This window comes from Streptomyces sp. NPDC044002 (assembly GCF_056434525.1).
The window spans coordinates 320,686-338,941 of record NZ_JBWKEZ010000002.1 but is presented as its reverse complement, the minus strand read 5'-3'; the positions used below and the strand labels follow the sequence as shown (position 1 = coordinate 338,941).

The 18,256-nt window shown below is 75.3% G+C and carries 18 protein-coding genes, 1 tRNA gene and 1 pseudogene; 17 read left to right on the top strand and 3 right to left on the bottom strand.

The features are described from left to right. Positions 1–83: 83 nt before the first annotated feature. Positions 84–896, bottom strand: coding sequence for a glutamate ABC transporter substrate-binding protein (locus AC07A6_RS03085; RefSeq protein ID WP_478775830.1), 813 nt, complete (start codon positions 894–896; stop codon positions 84–86). Between the two features lie 236 nt (positions 897–1,132). Here AC07A6_RS03085 and AC07A6_RS03080 point away from each other — a divergent pair, with 236 nt between their 5' ends. From AC07A6_RS03080 to AC07A6_RS03050, 7 genes are all read left to right on the top strand, one after another. Further along, entirely contained in the window at positions 1,133–2,221 is a 1,089-nt protein-coding gene (locus tag AC07A6_RS03080) for a hypothetical protein (protein ID WP_478775844.1), read from the top strand. Between the two features lie 73 nt (positions 2,222–2,294). Next, positions 2,295–2,367: transfer RNA gene (locus AC07A6_RS03075), tRNA-Arg, on the top strand. A 117-nt stretch (positions 2,368–2,484) separates the two neighbouring features. Further along, positions 2,485–3,636 (top strand): leucine-rich repeat domain-containing protein, encoded by a 1,152-nt coding sequence (locus tag AC07A6_RS03070; RefSeq protein ID WP_362458365.1) that lies wholly within the window; start codon positions 2,485–2,487, stop codon positions 3,634–3,636. Then, a complete protein-coding gene (locus AC07A6_RS03065) occupies positions 3,633–5,513 on the top strand; it encodes an ankyrin repeat domain-containing protein (protein ID WP_478775829.1) in 1,881 nt (626 codons plus the stop codon). Before AC07A6_RS03070 ends, AC07A6_RS03065 begins: the two co-directional genes overlap by 4 nt. Then, on the top strand, positions 5,510–6,700 hold the full coding sequence (locus AC07A6_RS03060) for a sigma 54-interacting transcriptional regulator (RefSeq protein ID WP_478775828.1): 1,191 nt from the start codon (positions 5,510–5,512) through the stop codon (positions 6,698–6,700). The genes AC07A6_RS03065 and AC07A6_RS03060 overlap by 4 nt, the downstream gene beginning before the upstream one ends. A gap of 16 nt (positions 6,701–6,716) precedes the next feature. Further along, complete coding sequence (locus tag AC07A6_RS03055; RefSeq protein WP_478775827.1) at positions 6,717–7,931, top strand: vWA domain-containing protein; 1,215 nt, start codon at positions 6,717–6,719, stop codon at positions 7,929–7,931. Positions 7,932–8,056: 125 nt separating this feature from the next. Then, positions 8,057–8,602 carry a TerD family protein gene (locus AC07A6_RS03050; protein WP_362458204.1) on the top strand — a complete coding sequence of 182 codons (546 nt, stop codon included), beginning with the start codon at positions 8,057–8,059 and terminating at the stop codon, positions 8,600–8,602. A 185-nt stretch (positions 8,603–8,787) separates the two neighbouring features. Here the strand turns inward: AC07A6_RS03050 and AC07A6_RS03045 are convergent, their stop codons facing one another. Continuing rightward, positions 8,788–9,408, bottom strand: a complete 621-nt coding sequence (locus tag AC07A6_RS03045) for a TetR/AcrR family transcriptional regulator (RefSeq protein WP_362458201.1) — start codon at positions 9,406–9,408, stop codon at positions 8,788–8,790. Positions 9,409–9,556: 148 nt separating this feature from the next. On the opposite strand from AC07A6_RS03045, the gene AC07A6_RS03040 reads away from it, so the two are divergent. The 10 genes and pseudogenes from AC07A6_RS03040 (at position 9,557) to AC07A6_RS02995 (ending at position 17,744) form a co-directional block, all read left to right on the top strand. Continuing rightward, on the top strand, positions 9,557–10,516 hold the full coding sequence (locus AC07A6_RS03040) for a phosphatase PAP2 family protein (RefSeq protein ID WP_478775826.1): 960 nt from the start codon (positions 9,557–9,559) through the stop codon (positions 10,514–10,516). Beyond that, positions 10,513–11,382, top strand: a complete 870-nt coding sequence (locus AC07A6_RS03035; RefSeq protein ID WP_362458196.1) for a DMT family protein — start codon at positions 10,513–10,515, stop codon at positions 11,380–11,382. Before AC07A6_RS03040 ends, AC07A6_RS03035 begins: the two co-directional genes overlap by 4 nt. 5 nt (positions 11,383–11,387) lie before the next feature. Beyond that, on the top strand, positions 11,388–11,681 hold the full coding sequence (locus AC07A6_RS03030) for a hypothetical protein (RefSeq protein ID WP_362458193.1): 294 nt from the start codon (positions 11,388–11,390) through the stop codon (positions 11,679–11,681). Positions 11,682–11,746: 65 nt separating this feature from the next. Continuing rightward, on the top strand, positions 11,747–12,013 hold the full coding sequence (locus tag AC07A6_RS03025) for a GlsB/YeaQ/YmgE family stress response membrane protein (protein ID WP_478775825.1): 267 nt from the start codon (positions 11,747–11,749) through the stop codon (positions 12,011–12,013). Between the two features lie 142 nt (positions 12,014–12,155). Beyond that, positions 12,156–12,641 (top strand): ribonuclease E activity regulator RraA, encoded by a 486-nt coding sequence (gene rraA, locus AC07A6_RS03020; protein ID WP_478775824.1) that lies wholly within the window; start codon positions 12,156–12,158, stop codon positions 12,639–12,641. Between the two features lie 74 nt (positions 12,642–12,715). After that, positions 12,716–14,359, top strand: a complete 1,644-nt coding sequence (locus AC07A6_RS03015; RefSeq protein ID WP_478775823.1) for a peptide-N4-asparagine amidase — start codon at positions 12,716–12,718, stop codon at positions 14,357–14,359. 27 nt (positions 14,360–14,386) lie between these two features. Then, positions 14,387–16,081: a serine/threonine-protein kinase gene (locus AC07A6_RS03010; protein WP_478775822.1), complete on the top strand. Its 1,695-nt coding sequence runs from the start codon at positions 14,387–14,389 to the stop codon at positions 16,079–16,081. 100 nt (positions 16,082–16,181) lie between these two features. Then, entirely contained in the window at positions 16,182–17,081 is a 900-nt protein-coding gene (locus tag AC07A6_RS03005) for a squalene/phytoene synthase family protein (RefSeq protein WP_478775821.1), read from the top strand. A gap of 43 nt (positions 17,082–17,124) precedes the next feature. Further along, positions 17,125–17,241, top strand: a pseudogene (locus AC07A6_RS03000) (DNA-binding response regulator); the annotation flags it as partial. Between the two features lie 173 nt (positions 17,242–17,414). Further along, on the top strand, positions 17,415–17,744 hold the full coding sequence (locus AC07A6_RS02995) for a DUF6422 family protein (RefSeq protein ID WP_362458178.1): 330 nt from the start codon (positions 17,415–17,417) through the stop codon (positions 17,742–17,744). Between the two features lie 84 nt (positions 17,745–17,828). Here the strand turns inward: AC07A6_RS02995 and AC07A6_RS02990 are convergent. Then, positions 17,829–18,256, bottom strand: a 428-nt coding sequence (locus AC07A6_RS02990; protein ID WP_478775820.1) for a transglycosylase SLT domain-containing protein, incomplete at its 5' end; no start/stop codon positions are given.

Genomic DNA, 18,256 nt, shown 5'->3' with positions numbered 1-18,256 from the left:
GCTGGCGGGGGAAAACGCCTCGACCGGGGGGGGGGGGGGGGGGGGGGGGGGGCGACCCCCCCCCCCCCCCCCCCCGGGGTCCGTCAGTGGCCGGTCGTGACCTGGGGCGCCGGCTCGTACTTGTAGTTGGCCGGGCCGAAGTTCTTCTTCACGGCGGCCTCCCAGGAGCCGTCCGAGACCATCTTGGTGATCGCCGTGTTGATCTTCCGCTGAAGGTCGTTGTCGCCCTTCTTGAGGCCGATGCCGTAGTTCTCGTTGCTCAGGTTCAGCCCGAGCAGCTTGAACTTGCCCGCGTTGCCCTTGCGCGCCGCGTACCCGGCGAGGATGGAGTTGTCCGTCGTCATCGCGTCGACCAGGTTGTCCTGGAGGGCGACGAGGCACTCCGAGTAGCCGCCGAGCTCCAGGACGCTCGCCTTCGGAGCCAGGTTCTTGCGGATGTTCTCCGCGGAGGTGGAGCCGCTCACCGAGCACAGCCGCTTGCTGTTCAGGTCCTCGGCCTTGTTGATCGAGTTGTCGTCGGCGCGGACCAGCAGGTCCTGGTGGGCGACGAAGTAGGGGCCGGCGAACTCGACCTTCTCGCGGCGCTTGTCGTTGATCGTGTAGCTCGCGGCGACGAACTTGACCTCGTTGTACTGGATCAGCAGTTCCCGGTCCGAGCTGTAGACCTGCTTGAACTCGATCTCGTCCGCCTTGTAGCCGAGCTCCTTGGCGATGTACTTGGCCACGTCGACGTCGAAACCGGTGAAGGTGCCGTCGGGCTCGCGCATCCCGATGCCGGGCTGGTCGAACTTGATGCCGATGGAGATGGGCTCCTTCGGGGCTTCACCGCCACAGCCGGAGGCGGTGGCGGCGAGGGCGATCACCGTGGCGACCGCACCGGCCTTGGGAACCTTCATGCTGAACTCTTTTCCTCGGGAACGCGGAATCCCGGGGGACATCGCGGGAACGGGGGCAGGCGTGCGGAACCGCGGGGGCGCGGGGGCACGTGTATGAGGAAGCTAGGAAGGTGACGGCCGCACCGTCACTACATCTGAGGAAAACTTGAGCATAACGATCCGGTTCAGCCGAGGATCTTCCGGCGGATCCGGTGAGTGGCGGGAGAAGGGGGCTGTCCGCAGTGGCGAACGAGGAAATGGGCACGGCCAGGATCGAGGGCAACACGCTCCTGCTGGGCGAAGGCGTACGGATCCGGTTCATCCGGACATTGCGCCTGCCCGAGTCGGGTACGCACGCACTCCCGCCCGGCCTGGGGGAGTTCCCGCTGCGGCGGGTCGAGGACTACCCGGACACCGTGCCGCCGGAATGGCTCGCCAAGGGCGGCGTGATGCTGCCGGTGTACCTGCGCGAGGCCATGTGGCTCAGCTTCGGCGGCACCCGCGAGCCCGCCGCGCTCCAGGTCGGCGTGGGCAAGGTGTGCGCCGTCTCCGGCAAGCGGTGGACCGGGCGGCTGGAGCGCAAGCCGCAGAACTACCTGGTGCTGCCCCGCCAGCCCTGGCTCGACGGGATCAACTCCGGCAAGGGGACGGTGCGCCAGTTCGTCGCCGTGCCGCTCGGCCTCGGCGCCACGGTCGAGGGCCAGGTCACCGGCGAGGAGGTCACCGGCGGGGTGCAGCTCCAGGCGTTCCCGCTCGGCCCCAAGGCCCTCGCCGCCTGGCGGGAGGAGGAGCGGCTGCGGAACGAGACCGTCGCCGCCCAGAACCTCTACGGTGGTGGCGGCTACGGCGCGGCTCCGGCGATGCCGCCCGCGATGCCGGCCCCGCCCGGGGCCGCGCCCATGGCGATGGCGGCCCCCGCCCCGGGAGCCGCACCCGCCCGCCCGGCCGCGCGCAGCGCACCCGCCATGGGGCTCGGCGTGGGCGGCGCGATGCGCCAGGAGGTCTACCAGGACGACCGGAAGCTCTCCGCCTGGGCCGACCGGCCCGCCGCGCGGGTCTTCGTCCACCTGGTCACGCCCCCCGAGTGGCGCCGCATCACGGGCGAGGACGCGCCGCCCTCGCCCGTGGACCGGGCCGCCTACACCCGGGCCGGCCTGCCCTGGTACGACTACTACGACGAGATCGGAACCGACCTTCCGGCGGCCGGCCCCCTCGCCGGGGTCAAGCCCGTCGGCGACTGGATCGGCGACGACCACACGCCCTGGACGCCCCCCGCGCCCGGCCAGGTCCTCCCGCTCGGCAACGCGCCGCGCCCGGGCAAGCCGGTCCAGGACGGGGACTGGTAGGCCGGGAAACCCCCCGGGGGATTCAAACTGGTGATCGATTTTCGGCCGCGGAGCCGCTATGATCACCGTCGGCAAGGCCGTAGCGCAGAGGTCGTCGCGCCCAAGCATCGAGCTGGAGGACGTCGGTTCGAATCCGACCGGTCTTGCCTTTACTTCCGTCATGTCGGAACGGCGGCAGCACGGCGCGAAGGCGTGCCGGCCTGCCGCGGCTCCGCGAAGTCGCAGGGTCGCCGGGCTCCGGCGAAGGAACCGGTGGAATGCTGATGACACGGCCGACGCCCGTGAGGTGCCCCGCAATCGAGCACCCGGACCTGCCCCTGGCCGACCCGGCGGAACTCGGCCCGCTGCTCGCCCGCCTCGCCCAGGACCAGCCCGTCGAGACCGACGAGACCTTCCCCCTCGGCACCCTGCGCCCCGACGGCCGAGTCGACCTCTGCAAGCAGGGTCTCGGACCCGCCGGCACGGCCCGGCTGCTGCCCGTCGCCCTGACCTCCCCGCACGCCGCGCACCTGCTCCTCGGCACCAACTCCCTGACCGACGAAGGCGCCCGCACCCTCGCGACGGCCCTCGCCGGCGCCGACGGCCGCCACGGAGTGCACACCCTCTACCTCGGCTGCAACCGCATCGGCCCCGACGGCGTGCTCGCCCTCGCCGGAGCCCTCGCCGACGACACCGCCGTCCGCGCCCTCTGGCTCAAGCGCAACCCCCTCCACGAGGACGGCGCCCGCACCGTCGCCGCGCTGCTGCGCCGCAACACCGCGCTGCGCACCCTCGACCTCGTCAACACCGGCATCGGCGCCGACGGCGTACGCCTCCTCCTGGACGCCCTGCGCGACCGCGGGGCGCCCCTGGAGCGGGTCTTCCTCGGCGGCAACGGCCTCACCGCCGAAGCCGCCCCGCTGCTCGCCGCCCTCATCCGCGAGGCCGGGATCCGCGAACTGTACGTCCCGGCCAACCACCTCGGCGACGAGGGCGCCGCCGTCATCGCCGCCGCGGCCGCCGAAGCCGGCCCCGGACGCCCCGTCCGCCTCGGCCTCGGCGGCAACGGCATCGGCGTCGCCGGAGCACGCGCCCTCGCCGACGCCCTCGGCGGCATCGAGGCCCTCGACCTCGGCCGGACCATGTCCGAGCGCAGCCTCGGCTCCGCCGGCAACGAGACCGGCGACGAAGGCGCGTACGCCCTGGCCGCAGCCCTGCCCGGCAGCCCCCTGCGCCGCCTGGAACTGCGCCACACCGGCATCACCGGACGCGGGGCCAGGAGCCTGCTCGCCGCGCTGCCCGAGGACGCCCCGCTGGAACACGTCGGACTCGGCCCCGGCACCCCCCGCCGCCTCAAGCGCTCCTTCGCCGAACGGCTCCGCCCCGCCCGGGCCTCCCACCCGGACCTGCGGGCCATCGGGAGCGTGTACCGGTGAGCGAGAGCACCCGCACCGCACCGCCCGGCGGGATCCCGCCCGAGGACGCGGCGGCCTGGCAGCGGATCCGCCGCTACGCCGTGCCCGCCCACATGATCGAGCGGGCCACCGCACACCGCCTGGCCGGGGACTGGCGCGCCGCCTGCGCCGCCGCCGGCACCGAGACCACCGTCGACCTGACCGCGCTCGCCGCGGAACACGGGGCCGACGTCGCCGCAGTGGTCGCGGAGGACCTGCGCCACTTCGCCCCCGACCTGCTGCGCTGGCACCTGCCCCGGGTCCTGGGCGGCCGCACGGTCGTCGCCCCGAACCGCCGCGTCGTGCTGGCCCGCTACGGCTCCGGCCCGGACGCGCCCCGGCTGTACGTCACCACCCGCGCCATGGTGGACGGCCCCCAGCGGCTGCGGCTGCACTGCGCACCCGTCGACCCCGACGCGCGGCGCCACTCCTACGCCTCCTGGGTCGTCGAGGACTGGACCCGCGCCCGCTGGTTCTGGGACGCCCGGCACACCGCCGAACTGCGCTCCTGCGCCGGCCCGGCCGGCCGCATGCCCTTCTTCCACGCCGACGGCACCCCGCTGCGCGAGGACGAACTGCCCGCCTGCGACCCCGGCACCGCCGACCCCGCCGCACGGGCGGAGTGGGCCGCCGTGCTCCAGTGGCGCGGGGAGACCGTCGAGGCCTTCGCCGCCGCCGGGATCGCACTCGACCTGAGCGCCCCGGCCAACGCCTACCGCTGGAGCGACGCCGCGGCCGCGCTGAAGGCGGCCACCCTGGACCCGGCCCTGCTCGCCGCCGGAGTACGCCGCCTCGCCGCGGCGGGCGCGGGCGACCGCTTCGACTTCGCCCCGCACTGGCGCTGCCTGCTGCTGGTGGAACTCACCGGCCCGGACGGCGGTCTGCGGGCCCGGCTCGTGGACTCGTCCGAGGTGCGCGACGTACCCCGGCTGCCCGACTACGCCTGGCGGCCGCTGCCCGACCCGTACCTCGTGCGCACCGGCCGGACCGCCCCGCGCGAGCTGCACCCCCTCGTCACCGCCGCCCTCTTCCCCGCCGCCGGACCGGCCGTGGGCCCACCCGGCCCCACCCCGCCGCGGACCGCCCGGGTGCGCTGCGTGGGCGAGTGGCACGAGGTGCGCTCCCGCGACGGCGTGCTGGACGTCCCGCACACCGCCGAGGAGCAGCAGCGCGAGCGCGCCCTGCGCGCCTTCGGCGGCGAGGTCGCCGGCTGCTTCGCCGCCCGGGAGGCCTGGGCCTCCGGCGAGGGCCGGCTGCCGCGCGCCCTGCGCGCCGAGCGGCGCGAGCTGTTCGAGCGCGTCCAGCACGGCGACACCCCCGGCGTACTCGCGCTGCTCGACGCGGGCCTCGACCCGCGGGTGCGCAACGGCAGGGGGCAGGGGCTGCTGCACCTGCTGCCCTTCGTACGGCACGAGGAGCTGCTGCCCCGGCTGCTGGCGGCCGGACTCGGCCTGGAGGAGCAGGACGACTGCGAGCGCACCCCGCTCCAGTGCGCCGTCCAGAACGGCGGGACCGCCTCCCTGGTCCGGGCGCTGCTCGCGGCCGGCGCCCGTACCGACGTCATCGACAACATGGAGCTGTCGCTGGGCCAGGTGGTGACCCGCTACAAGCGGACCGACCTGACCTTCCTGAAGGAACTCGTCGAAGAGCGCCACCCCGGCATCAACTTCGAGGAGTACGACGAGTTCATGGCCGAGCGCGCAGAGTGGGGCGACTTCGAGGACGACGACTACGAAGAGGACGGTTACGCGGAAGCGGGCGACGACGTGGACGCAGCCGAGGGCGACGCGGCCGACGTCGAGGGCGACGCGGCCGACGCCGCCGACGCGGGCGTGTCCGACGGCGGGGCCGCGCGATGAGCACCGCACCCCCGCCCGCGCTGGCCGCCGCCGACGAGCTCGGCGCCCGCCTCGGCGCCACCCGCACCGAGCCCGCCGCCAACCACCAGCTGGAGGCGCTCGCCCTCGCGGTGACGGCCAACCAGCCCGTCCTGCTGTGGGGCGAACCCGGCATCGGCAAGTCCGCCGGCATGGAACGGCTCGCCGCGTCCCTCGGGGTCGCCCTGGAGACCGTCGTCGCCAGCGTCCACGAGCCCTCCGACTTCGCCGGCCTGCCGATCGTCGGCGACGACCCGGCCACCACCGGCGTGCCGATGGCCCCGCCGGACTGGGCGGTGCGCCTGGCCCGCACCGGACACGGCCTGCTCTTCTTCGACGAGCTGTCCTCCGCCCCGCCCGCCGTACAGGCCGCCCTGCTGCGCGTGGTCCTCGAACGCCGGGTCGGCAGCCTGCGACTGCCCGCCTCCGTGCGCATCGTCGCGGCCGCCAACCCGCCCGCCAGCGCCGCCGACGGCTGGCACCTCAGCGCGCCCCTCGCCAACCGCTTCGTCCACCTCGACTGGACGCACGACCCGCGCACCGTGGCCCGCGGCATGGCCGGGACCTGGCCCGAGACCGTCCTCCCCGCGGTGGACCCGGCCCGCTCCGCCGGCGCTGTCGCCCGCGCCCGGGGCGCGGTGTCCGGCTTCCTCACCGCCCGCCCCGGCCTGGTCCACCACATGCCGGCCGACGCCGAGGCCCGGGGCAGGGCCTGGCCCTCCCCGCGCACCTGGGAGATGGCCCTGCGCCTGCTGGCCACCGGCTACGCGGCCGGCGCGGGCCGGGAGGCGCTGTCCGCCGCCCTCACCGGGGCCGTCGGCGACGGAGCCGGCCTGGAGCTGCTGACCTACCTGGAGCACCTGGACCTGCCCGACCCGGAACGGGTGCTGGCCGACCCCGCCGCCTTCGCGCTGCCCGAGCGCGGGGACCGGCAGCTGGCCTTCCTCATCGCGGTGGTCGCCGCCGTCCAGGCGGAGCCCACCCGCTCCCGCTGGGAGGCCGGCTGGGAGGTCCTCGCCAAGGCCGTCGACGCGGGCGTGCCCGACGTGGCCGCGCGGGCCGCCGCCGACCTCGCGGCGATGCGCGACCTGTCCTGGCCGGTCCCCGCCGGGATCGACGCCTTCGTGGAACTGCTCCAGCTGGCCGGGGCCCTGCCCGGCGCCCGCTGACGGGCGGGCCGCGCCCGTGGACGTCCCGCTCGACCGGGCCAAGCTGCTCGCCGCCCGCTACGCGGCCGCCGAGGCCAGGCCCTACCTCGCCTCCGCCCTGTACGCGCTGACCGTCGTCCCCTCCCCGGGCCCGTCCGGGGTGCGGACGATGGGCGTCGACCGGCACTGGCGCTGCTACGTGGCGCCGGAGTTCGTGGCGCGCACCCCCGTGCCCGAGCTGTCCGGGGTGTGGATCCACGAGGTGGCCCACCTGCTGCGCGACCACCACGGGCGCGCCGACCGGCTGCCCGCCGCCGACCAGTGCGATCCGGTCCGGATCAACATCGCGCAGGACTGCGAGATCAACGACGACCTCCTCGCCGACGGGCTGGAGCTGCCGGCCGGCCGGATGGAGCCGCGGCTGTTCGACCTGCCGCGGGGCGGGATGTTCGAGGGCTACCTGCCCGGCATCCCGCCGACGCCCGCGCACGCCGTGGACTGCGGCTCCGGCGCGCACGGCAGGCCCGCGCCCTGGGAGCTCGGCGGCGACGGCGACGGCACGGCCGGGATCGGCCCGGTGGAGGCGGAGGCCCTGCGCCGCCAGGCCGCCCAGGCCGTACGCGCCCACCTGCGCTCGCGGGGCCGCGGGAGCGTGCCGGCCGGATGGGAGCGCTGGGCGGAGCAGGTGCTGGAGCCGGCCGTCGACTGGCGGCGCGCCCTGTCGGGGGCGGTGCGCGAGGCCGCAGCCTGGGCCGCGGGGGCGGTGGACTACACGTACCGGCGGCCCTCGCGCCGCACGCCCGCGCTGGGCGGCCGGGTGGTGCTGCCGAGCCTGCGCCGGCCGCTGCCCCGGGTGGCGGTCGTCATCGACACCTCGGGGTCCATGGGCGACGCGGAACTCGCAGCCGCCCTCGCCGAGGTCACCGGGGTGCTGCGCGAGGTGGGCGTGGGCGGAAACCGGGTCACCGTGCTCGCCTGCGACGCCGACGTCCACGCCGTGAGCCGGGTCGCCAGTGCCGACGAGGTGACCCTGGCCGGGGGCGGCGGCACCGACATGCGGGTGGGCATCGCGGCCGCGCTGGCCCGGCCCGACCGGCCGTCCGTCGTCGTCGTGCTGACCGACGGGTACACCCCCTGGCCCGAGGAGTCCCCGTCCTGCCGGCTGATCGCCGCGCTGATCGGGGCGCAGGCACCGCAGCCGCCGGGCTGGGTGGAGACCGTACGCCTGGACCCGGCCGACCTCGGCCGCTGACCGGGCGGTGCCGCGAACTGGCCGGTTGTGTACGGTCGTTCGCACGGTGATCACGGCCGCGTGGCAGCATGGCGCCGGACAGCACGGCGAAGCGGCCCGAATCGGCCGCGCGGAGGGGGAGTTCGGTGAGCGGAGTACGCAAGAGCCTGGCCAAGGTGGAGATAGCGCTGCGCTGGGACCCGAGCCCCGCGGGCACGCCCGCGAACGACCTGGACATCGTCGCCGCCGCGTACGCCGCCGCGGACCCGTACGGGGAGCCCGTCTACCTCGTCCACTTCGGCAGCCGCGCCCCCGACGGCACCATCACCCTGGCCCGGGACAGCCGCACCGGGCAGGGCTTCGGCTTCGACGAGGTGATGACCCTCGAACTGGACCGGCTGGCGCCCGAGCTGGGCCGGGTGGTGGTCGGCGTGGTGATCCAGGACGCCGGGCCCGCCGCGGCGCCGGACCGCAAGACCTTCGCCGACGTCGGCGGCACGGGGCTGCGCGTCCGCGAGGGGTACACCGACCTCGCCACGACCGACTTCGCGGAGCTCGCCGGGGCCACGGCGGCCACCGTCGCCGTGTTCACCCGGGACGCCGCGGGCGGCTGGACCTTGGACGCGCGCACGCGCGGCTTCGACGCGGACCCGCAGGAGTACGCCCGGGCCATGGGCGCGGCCGGCGGCTGAGGCCGGGCGCCGGGGCGTGCGTACGGGAGCGGGCGCCGGGGCGTCCGTACCGGACCGGGCGGCGGTCACCCTGCTCGGGAGTGGCCGCCGCCCCGTCCGGGTGGCGCGCTGCCACCGTCCCCACGAGGCAGCGCGAGTGGGTCGCCGTCCGGTCATCGTGAACGGCGGCCCACCGGTTCAGGGGGTCAGGGGGCCGGCGGGCGGATGCCCAGCGCGGGCAGCAGCGCCGCGTCCACGAACCTGACCAGGTAGTCGGAGTCCGCGTACCGCCCCTCCAGGACGGGCCGGATCCGCAGGACCCCCATCAGCTGCGCCGGCAGGAACTCCACGGCCGGATGGTCCGCGGCGAGCTCGCCGCGCGCCACGGCCCGCTCGACGATCGCGTCGAAGGCCGCCAGCTCGGGTTCCGCCAGCGCCTCGCGCAGCGCCGCCTGGAGCTCCTCGTCGGCGAACACCGCCACTCCGAGCGCCTGGGTGAGCCGGGTGTCGCGGCCCGAGGTGCCCGCCGCGATCCGGGCGGCCTCGCGGAGGTCCCCCGCGAGGGTGCCGGTGTCCACGTCCGCCAGGGTCCGCTCCCCGCGCCGGGTACGGCTCGCGCGCAGGGCGGCGGCGACGAGCCGGGGCTTCGTCTTCCACTGCCGGTAGAGCGTCGACTTCCCGCAGCAGGCCCGGGCGGCGATGCCCTCCATGGTCAGGGCCTCGTAGCCGAGCTCGCGCAGCTGGTCGAGGACGACGTCGTAGAACTCCTGCTCGCGCTCCGGGGTGATCTTGGAGCGGCGCGCGCTGACCTGCGGCGTCGACGTCATGGGATGGGGCTCTCCTCGCGGGATCCAGCGGTGGGTCCGTGCTCCGAGTGTACGGCCATCCGAGCTTATCGGGACACCAGCGTATCGATACGCCCATGTATCGATACACTGGCGTGTCGATAGGAACCGAAAGAAGTGAGACCGGGGGATGACCTCCCACACCACACCGGACCGGCCACCGGCCGGGAAGAGCGACGCGCGCCGCCGGCTCATACGCGAGCTGCTGCTCGTCGCGGGACTGTTCGCCGCCTACAAGGCGGGCCGGATGCTCTCGACGGGCCGCACCGACGAAGCCTTCCGCAACGGCGGCCGGGTGTGGGACGCCGAACGCGCCCTGCACCTGCCCGGAGAAGGCACCGTCCAGCGGCTGCTGCTCCACTCCGACGCCCTCGTGCACACCGCCAACACCTACTACGCGGCCGTGCACTTCCCGGCGACCGCCCTGTTCCTCGTCTGGCTGTACCTGCGCCGCCCCGGGCACTACCTGTGGACCCGCCGCGTGCTCGCCCTCCTCACCGGCGCCGCCCTCGTGCTGCACCTCTCCTTCCCGCTCGCGCCGCCCCGGATGCTGGACGCCGCGCAGCTCGTGGACACCGCCCAGGTGTACGGGCCGAGCGTCTACGGAGCCGCCCCGGAAGCCGACACCATGGCCAACCAGTTCGCCGCCATGCCCTCGCTGCACTTCGGCTGGGCGCTGATGCTGGCCCTCGGGATGATCGCCGCGACCCGGTCCCGGTGGCGCGCCCTGTGGCTGCTGCACCCGCTGGTGACCCTGCTGGTGGTCGTGGGCACCGCCAACCACTACTGGATCGACGCCGCCGTCGCCGCCCTGCTGCTGGGAGCGGCCCTGCTGCTGGTCCCGCGCCCGGCCGCCACCGACGCCGCTCCGGCGGTACGGGGCCTGCCGCGCCCGCGCCGGGCCGCGGGGGCGGCGGGCGCCCTCTCGCGGGGGGCCGCGTCTCCCGCGCCGGGGGCCGTGCCCCCCGGGCCGGGGAACGCGCCCACCTCGCGGGGCCCCGCCCCGCTGGGCCCGCCCGGTCCAGGTGGGCCCGCGACCGGCTCGGCCCCGGCTGCGGCCGCACGCGTGACCGCCGGAGGCGAAAGGTGAACGCCACCGTCCTCGCCGTCGTCCTCTGCCTCGCCTCCGCCGCCACCTACGCGGCCGCCGCCGTCGCCCAGGAGCGCCTCGCCCGCCGGGCCGTCGCCCGCAGCGCCCGGGCCCTGCTCGGCAACGGCGCCTGGTGGTGGTCGGCCGGACTGAACGCCGCCGCCGCACTGCTGCACGCCGCCGCGCTGCGCTACGGCCCGCTGACCCTCGTCCAGCCGCTGGGCGCGCTCACCCTGGTGGCCGCCGTCCCGCTGGGGGCCCGCGGCGCCGGACGGCGGGTCGCCGCCACCGAGTGGCGCGGCACCCTGGCCACCGTCGCCGGCCTCGGGCTGCTGCTGCTCCCCGCCTCCGGCCCGGCCCCCGACGACACCCTCACCCTGGCCGAGGCGCTCGCCGTGTCCGGCGCCACCGTCGCCGTGATCCTGCTGCTCACCGCCCGCAAGGACCCCGGCCCCGGGCTGCGCCACGCCACGGCCTCCGGGCTGGCCTCCGCCGTCGCCTCCGCCCTGACCCAGACCGTCGCCGTCGCGGGCGGCCGGGGCGGGGCCCTGCTCAGCGGCCGGGTGGTCACCGTGGCCCTGCTCGTCGTGGTCTTCGCCGTCGGCGGGATGCTGCTCTCCCAGCGGGCCTACCGGGGCGGCCTCGGCGCCCCGCTCGCCGTGGTCAACCTCGCCAACCCGCTCGCCGCCGCCGCGATCGGCATGATCCTGCTCGGCGAACGCCTCCAGGGCGGCGCCCTCGGGATCCTGCTCGCCGCCGCCGGAGCCCTCGCGGCCACCCGCGGGGTCCTGCTGCTCACCCGCAGCGCGCCCGCCGCGCAGCCCGCCGAAAGCCGCCCCGTACCGGCCGGCCATGTGACAGCATGATCGGCATGGCAGCCGACCGTTCGTACCTCTCCCTCTGGTCCAGGAACTCCGTGCTCTCCATCGGCTCGGTGGGCTCGGTGCTCTCCATCGGCTCGGCGGGCAGCTTCCTCTCCGTCGCCTCCGTCGGGTCCGCGCTCTCCGTCGGATCCACCGCCTCCTGGCTGAGCGCGGGCTCCGCCTTCTCGGCCCGCTCCACCCTCTCCCTCTTCGCCTACCGCTCCCGGGGCGGCGTCGCCGTGGTCGGCGCCGTCGCGGGAGCGGCCGCGGCCGCCGCGCTGTGGCGCGCCCGCCACCGCTGAGAACCACCGGGTCCCCGCTCGCGTCCCTGAGGACAGAGACGCACACCAAGAGCGGAGACAACGGCATGGGCATCATCGGCTGGATCATCCTGGGCCTGCTGGCCGGAGGCATCGCCAAGATCCTGCTCCCCGGCCGCGACCCGGGCGGCTTCATCGTCACCACCCTCATCGGCGTGGCCGGCGCCTTCATCGGCGGCTGGCTCTCCGCCAAGTTCCTCGACCGCCCGATCCAGGCCCAGTTCTTCGACCTCGCCACCTGGGGCTCGGCCATCGTCGGCTCCCTCGTCCTGCTCGTCGGCTACCGCATCCTCTTCGGCAACTCCCGCCGCTGAGCCCCTGGGGGGTGTCCGCGAAGTGGAGCCTGCCCCGCGACGCCCGGCACGCGCCCGCCCTCCGGGCGGACGGCGCCACTTCGCGGACACCCCCTAGGCTGGGCCCCGCGCGACGTACGAGATGCGAGGAGCCCGGAACCACATGAGCGTCACCCCAGTCCCCACCGCCGACCTGTACGACGAGCACGGCGAAGACCTCGGCATCTGCTCCGTCCAGTTCCGCCGGATCGGCGGCCGGCACCTCTTCGCCGGACCCGTGCGCACCGTCCGCTGCCACGAGGACAACGCCCTGCTGCGCGAACTCCTCCACACCCCCGGCGAAGGCGCCGTCCTCGTCGTCGACGGCGGCGGCTCCCTGCGTACCGCGCTGGTCGGCGACCTCATCGCCGGCGCCGCCCAGGCCTCCGGCTGGGCCGGGCTGATCGTCAACGGCGCCGTCCGCGACAGCGTCGCCCTCGGCGCCCTGGACCTCGGCGTCCAGGCACTCGGCACCTGCCCGCGCAAGAGCGCCAAGACCGGCGAGGGCGCCGTCGACGAGCCCGTCACCATCGGCGGGGTCACCTTCCGCCCCGGCGACACCGTGTACGTGGACGACGACAGCGTCGTCGTCCTGCCCGCCGCGCACTGACCCCGTCGGTTTCGCGCCACCCGGCGGCCCCGGCCCTGGCGGCGGCGGGCCGCCAGGGGTTTCACTGCGGGCCCATGAGACGACACAGGATCATGGGCCTGCTCGGCGCGCTCACCCTCGCCGCCGGCGCCCTGGCCGGACCCGCGGCCGCCGCCGGAACCCCCGCGGGCGCGCCCCCGGCCGCCCCCGAACCCGTCCCGCCCGCCGAGTTCGGCACCGACTGGCACGACCCCCTCACCGCCGCCCCGCCCGTCGAGCACCCCGCCACCCGGTCCTGCCGGGTGACGCTGGCCGAGGCCCAGTTCCGGGACTTCACCCCCTACAAGGGCACCTACACCCCGCCCACCGGCTGCGGCCGCTCCGACTGGGCCAAGGCCGTCCTGCGCCTCGACGGCAAGGTCAAGGGCCGCCAGTACGACCGCCTCGGCAACCTCACCCTCGGCGGCGTGGAGATCCTGCGCACCTCCACCCCCGAACCCTCGCCCGACGGCATCGAGTGGTCCGTCGAGAAGGACGTCACCCGCTACCGCGACGTCCTCAGCCGCCCGGGACCCGTCGAGATGCTGATCGGCAACGTCGTCAACGACACCTACACCGGCGTCATCGACGTCAAGGTGACCCTCACCCTCTACGCCGCCGACCGCCACACACCGGCCCCCGACACCCCCGACCGGGTCCTGCCCCTCACCACCCCGGCGGTCACCACCCCCCGCAACACCGAGCGGCTCCTCGCCGAGGTGTACGCCACCGGCTCCGGCGGCGGCTGCGAGGAGTACTGGTACATGACGGTCCCCGACGCCGCGCCCTACTCCTGCAAGGCCGCCGACGGCCCCTACCGCGAGGTGCGGATCGCAGTCGACGGACAGCTCGCCGGTCTGGCCGCGCCCTTCCCGACCGTGTGGACCGGAGGCTGGTCCAACCCCTTCCTCTGGTACGTCACCCCCGGCCCGCGCGCCTTCGACGTCCAGCCGCTCGTGTACGACCTCACCCCCTACGCCGCCCTGCTCAACGACGGCCGCGAGCACCGCGTCGAGGTCTCCGTCGCCGGCGTCCCGGCCGGCCAGGCCGGCTGGAGCACCCCCGCCAACCTGCTGCTCTGGCAGGACCACGGCCGCCAGGTCGTCACCGGGGCCCTGACCCGCCACGAGGAGGGCGCCCCCGCCGGCTCCTCCCGCTGGACGCCCGCCGCCCCCGGCGGCGAACACCGCCTGGACACCGACGGCGCCCACCGCCTGACCGTCGCCGGGCACCTCGACACCTCCCACGGCCGGGTCACCACCACCGTCACCCGCGCCGTCTCCCACACCTCCGCGCACCGCTGGACCGACGGCGAGAACCGCGACGCCCTCACCGCGACCTGGACCGACGAGGAGAGCGTCACCCGCGGCGCCGCCACCACCCGCACGACCCGCACCTACACCATGGACGGCGAGACCACCCTCGGCGCCGGGGACCGGCTGCGCACCGTCCTGACCCTCGGCGACCGCGCCGACACCGCCACCCTGCGCGGCGGCCGCCAGACCGGCCGCACCCTCCTCGACGACCGGTACACGGGCGACGCCTCGTACACGGCGAACGTCCCGCGCGACCAGCGGCACGCCGTCGGCACCTCCACCGAGCGCTACCGCCTGTACGGGTCCTCGATCGGCGGCGGCTGTTACGACCGTACGGTGTCCACCGCGCAGGGCACTCTGACGGAGGACCGCCTCCGCTGCTGACGGCGGCGGGGCCTACGATGACCGCCCATGGAGAACAGTGAGGCCGGCAGACGGCTGATCGACGGCCGTTTCGAACTCATCGGCCCCCTGGGCGCCGGAGGCATGGGCACGGTGTGGCGCGCCCGCGACATCGCACTGCACCGCGAGGTCGCCCTCAAGGAGGTGCGCCCGCCGGACCCCGCCACCGCCGCCGCGCAGCCGGACCTCGCCGTCCAGCTGCGCGAGCGGGCCATCCGCGAGGCGCGGGCCCTGGCCCGCCTCGCCCACCCCAACGTGGTGACGATCCACCACATCGTGGAGCCCGCAGCGGGCACCGAAGGCCACCCGTGGATCGTGATGGAGCTGCTCAAGGGCGGCTCCCTGCACGACCGGCTCGCCGCCGGACCGATGCCGCTGCCCGAGGTGGTGCGGCTCGGGCTCGACATCCTCTCCGCGCTGCGCGCCGCGCACGCCGAGGGCGTGCTCCACCGGGACGTCAAGCCGGCCAACGTCCTGCTGCGGCCCGACGGGGCGGGCGTACTGACCGACTTCGGCATCGCCGCCCTGCACGGGGCGACCGCCCTCACCTCCACCGGCGTGCTCATCGGCTCGCCCGAGTACATCGCCCCCGAGCGGTGCCGGGGCGAGGAGGGCCTGGCGGCCTCCGACCTGTGGTCGCTCGGCATGATGCTGTACGTGGCCGCCGAGGGGACGCACCCGCTGCGCCGGGCCACCAGCCTGGCCACCGTCGTCGCCGTCCTGGACGAGCCGATCCCGGCGCCCGTGCGCTCCGGCCCGCTGGGACCCGTACTGGAACGGCTGCTCGTCCGCGATCCCGCAGCGCGGCCCGACGGCGCCGAACTGGAAGCACTGCTCCGGTCCGCGAGCACCGCTCTCGGTACGGGTGCCGGAGCCGCCGCGGCCGCCCCCGCACCGGCACCGCTCGCGGGCCCGGGACACTACGGCCCGCCCCCCACCGCCGTATCCGGCACCCGGCCCTTCACCCCCGGCGGAGGCTCCCCGTACGGGCCCACCACCCCCGTCCCGGCCCCCGCCCCGTCCCCCTCCCGGGGCCGCGGCCGCGCCGCGCTGATCGGCGGCGTCCTCGCACTGGCCCTCGCCGGCGGCGTCGTCGGGCTCGTCCAGGCCCTGCCCGACGGCACGTCCGGCGACCCGGACGCCAAGGGCTCCACGGCCTCCGCCCCGGCCGCCGGCGGCACGGCCACCACCGTCGCCCAGGCGCCCGCCACCTCGAAGTCCGCCACGCCCAAGCCGCAGGGCACCCCCGCCGCGGCCGCCAAGGGCAGCCTCCTCACGCCCGACAAGGTCCGTACCGTCATCGAGGCGTTCAAGCAGCAGACCGGCACCACCACCTTCGTGGAGATGACCGTCTACGAGGGGTACGTGCTGGCCTCCATCCCCACCGCCCCCGGCGCCGACACCTACGACCGGTACGAGTACCGCGACGGCCGGGTCAAGAACGACGGACCCGGCGGCACCGTCAAGCCGGACGAGCCGCTCATCGACATGGCGGCCGTCAAGTGGGACGCCCTGCCCGGCCTCCTGGACCGGGCGCAGCAGGAACTCGGCGTCACCAAGCCGACCTCCCGCTACGTCATCGTCGAGCCCTGGCTCTTCGACGCGTCCCCCTCCATGCGCCCCTACCTCACCGACGAGTACGGGCGGGGCGGCTACGTGTACGCCGACACCCAGGGCAACGTGAAGAAGGTGTACCGCTCCTGACATCGTGTAGCCGTACACGCGCACCGGTCCACGCACCGGTGCGCGCACCCCGTACGCGCACCCGCGTACGGCAGACACGGTCCAAGGAGCACGGTCCACCATGCCCAGCTGGCGCAGCACCCTCACCCAGGCCGGGATAACCGACCCCCGGCTGCGGGCCGACCACACCCACGCCGCCCGCCGGGTGCTGCGCCGCGAACCGGCCCCGTACCTCACGCTGCGCCTGCTCGCCGCACCGACCCTGGTGCCCTGGCTCTCGACGGGCCTCGCCTTCATGAACCTGGTCGACGACGTCGCCGAGACCGGCACCCCGGCCGTGCGGGCCGCAGGACTCGCCGCCCTGGCCGGCCGCGTCGAGTCGGCCACGGCGACCGGCGAGAGCCCCGACCCGCTGCTGCGCGCCTACGCCCACGCCGTCCGCGTCAGGGGCCTGCCGGGCCACTGGATCACCCGCTTCCTCGACGGCGCGGCCACCGCCGAGGCCGCCTTCGACGGCTTCGCCGCCGAGGAGGACTTCCAGGCCTACCTCGACGACTACGCCTGGCCCGGGATCATGGTCTTCACCGGGCTCCAGTACCAGGGCGGACCCGACGCCGCCCAGGCCGCGGGCTGGCGCGCCTTCGTGGACGCCGCCCAGCGGGTCGACTTCCTCGCCGACCTGGCGGGCGACCTCGCCGAGGGCCGGCTCTGCATCCCGCGCTCCCGCCTCGCCGAGCACTCCGTCACCCGCGCCGACCTCGAACAGGCCCGCGAGACCCCGGCGGTGCGGGACCTCCTCGCCGCGGAGTGCGCCCGCGCACGGACCGCCCTCGCCGCGGCCGAGGGCATCCTCGACCTCACCGAGCCCGGCCTGCGGCCGGTGGTCGCCGCCATGACGGAGCTGATGGGACACCAGCTGGCCGCGGTGGAGAAGGCCGGCACCGGCGCCCTGCGCAAGGACGTCGGCTACGGCCTGGCCGCCCCCGTGGGCACCCTGGTCCGTGCACTGCGACGGCGGTGACACCACCCCGGAGTGACATTCGCACTGCCCGGGACCGTACGGCCGGGTGCACCTGTCCGAGTCGACCGTGCGCAACTACCTCTCGGCGGCCATCGGCAAGACCGGCACCCGCAACCGGATTGAGGCCGTCCGCGCGGCCCGCCGCCAGGGCCGGCTCTGACGGCCCGTCGGCCGGGGCCTGGTACCTGGAGCCTGCGCCCGGCCACGCGGCCCGGCGGCTGCGGGTTTCGGGGCCGTCCGACGGAACAGCGGTCCGCGGCGAGCGCGTTGTGCCGGTCGTCCGCAGGCGCTCTGGTACCACGGCAGACTCACCCCCAGCCCAGGAGGTAGCAGGTGCCCGAACCCAAGCGGAACGACAGGACCGATGAACAGGCGCGGAAGCTGACCGAGGCCGCGTTGCTGATCGTCGATGCCCGGAGGAAGGCCGTGGAGCTGGTGCGCGAGTCGGGGGCGCAGCTTGAGGAGGAAGAACGTGACTTCTTCGAGGGGTGCACGGCGCTGCGGCCACCGCCGCCCGATCCTCACAGGTGCGTCTGCCCCCGCTACCGGGGCTCGGGCGGCAATGACAAGTGCCGAACCACGTTCCCCGACCCGTGGACCGGCGGGTGGGGCGGAAATCCCTTGGTGCGATGCGGGCACCCGAAGGAGGCGCACGGGATTTGACCGGCAGCACCCGGTCCGCCGGCGGCGGACACCGCGGCCGGCCACCACCGGGACCGTTTGCCCCCCCCCGCTCCCGCACCACTTTCAGTAGGCGCCGTTGACGTTGTCGATCGAGCCGTAGCGGGCGGCGGCGTAGTTGCAGGCCGCCGTGATGTTCGCGACCGGGTCGTACGAGTCCAGGGACGTGCCGGGCACGTGGTAGGCGCGGAAGGTCGGGTCGATGACCTGGAGCAGGCCCTTGGAGGGGATGCCGTTCTGGGCGTTGATGTCCCAGTTGTTGATGGCGAGGGGGTTGCCCGAGGACTCCCGCATCACGTTGCGGTGGATTCCGTTGTAGCTGCCGGGAATTCCGTGCCTGGCCATGATGTCCAGCGACTGCCGGATCCAGCCGTCGAGGTTGTTCGCGTACACGGGGGTGGCCGGCTTGGCGGCGGGCTTGGGGGGGGGGGGGGGGGGGGTCGAACCACGTAGCCCACTCCCCCAAGAAAGAACAGCCCCAGAAAGAAAGCACA

What these genes read in the sequence shown, in the direction of transcription:
- AC07A6_RS03085 (WP_478775830.1), bottom strand. Translation starts at nt 896, where the DNA reads ATGAAGGTTCCCAAGGCCGGTGCGGTCGCCACGGTGATCGCCCTCGCC.
- AC07A6_RS03080 (WP_478775844.1), top strand. Translation starts at nt 1,133, where the DNA reads ATGGGCACGGCCAGGATCGAGGGCAACACGCTCCTGCTGGGCGAAGGC.
- AC07A6_RS03070 (WP_362458365.1), top strand. Translation starts at nt 2,485, where the DNA reads ATGACACGGCCGACGCCCGTGAGGTGCCCCGCAATCGAGCACCCGGAC.
- AC07A6_RS03060 (WP_478775828.1), top strand. Translation starts at nt 5,510, where the DNA reads ATGAGCACCGCACCCCCGCCCGCGCTGGCCGCCGCCGACGAGCTCGGC.
- AC07A6_RS03045 (WP_362458201.1), bottom strand. Translation starts at nt 9,408, where the DNA reads ATGACGTCGACGCCGCAGGTCAGCGCGCGCCGCTCCAAGATCACCCCG.
- AC07A6_RS03040 (WP_478775826.1), top strand. Translation starts at nt 9,557, where the DNA reads ATGACCTCCCACACCACACCGGACCGGCCACCGGCCGGGAAGAGCGAC.
- AC07A6_RS03030 (WP_362458193.1), top strand. Translation starts at nt 11,388, where the DNA reads ATGGCAGCCGACCGTTCGTACCTCTCCCTCTGGTCCAGGAACTCCGTG.
- AC07A6_RS03025 (WP_478775825.1), top strand. Translation starts at nt 11,747, where the DNA reads ATGGGCATCATCGGCTGGATCATCCTGGGCCTGCTGGCCGGAGGCATC.
- rraA (WP_478775824.1), top strand. Translation starts at nt 12,156, where the DNA reads ATGAGCGTCACCCCAGTCCCCACCGCCGACCTGTACGACGAGCACGGC.
- AC07A6_RS03015 (WP_478775823.1), top strand. Translation starts at nt 12,716, where the DNA reads ATGAGACGACACAGGATCATGGGCCTGCTCGGCGCGCTCACCCTCGCC.
- AC07A6_RS03010 (WP_478775822.1), top strand. Translation starts at nt 14,387, where the DNA reads ATGGAGAACAGTGAGGCCGGCAGACGGCTGATCGACGGCCGTTTCGAA.
- AC07A6_RS03005 (WP_478775821.1), top strand. Translation starts at nt 16,182, where the DNA reads ATGCCCAGCTGGCGCAGCACCCTCACCCAGGCCGGGATAACCGACCCC.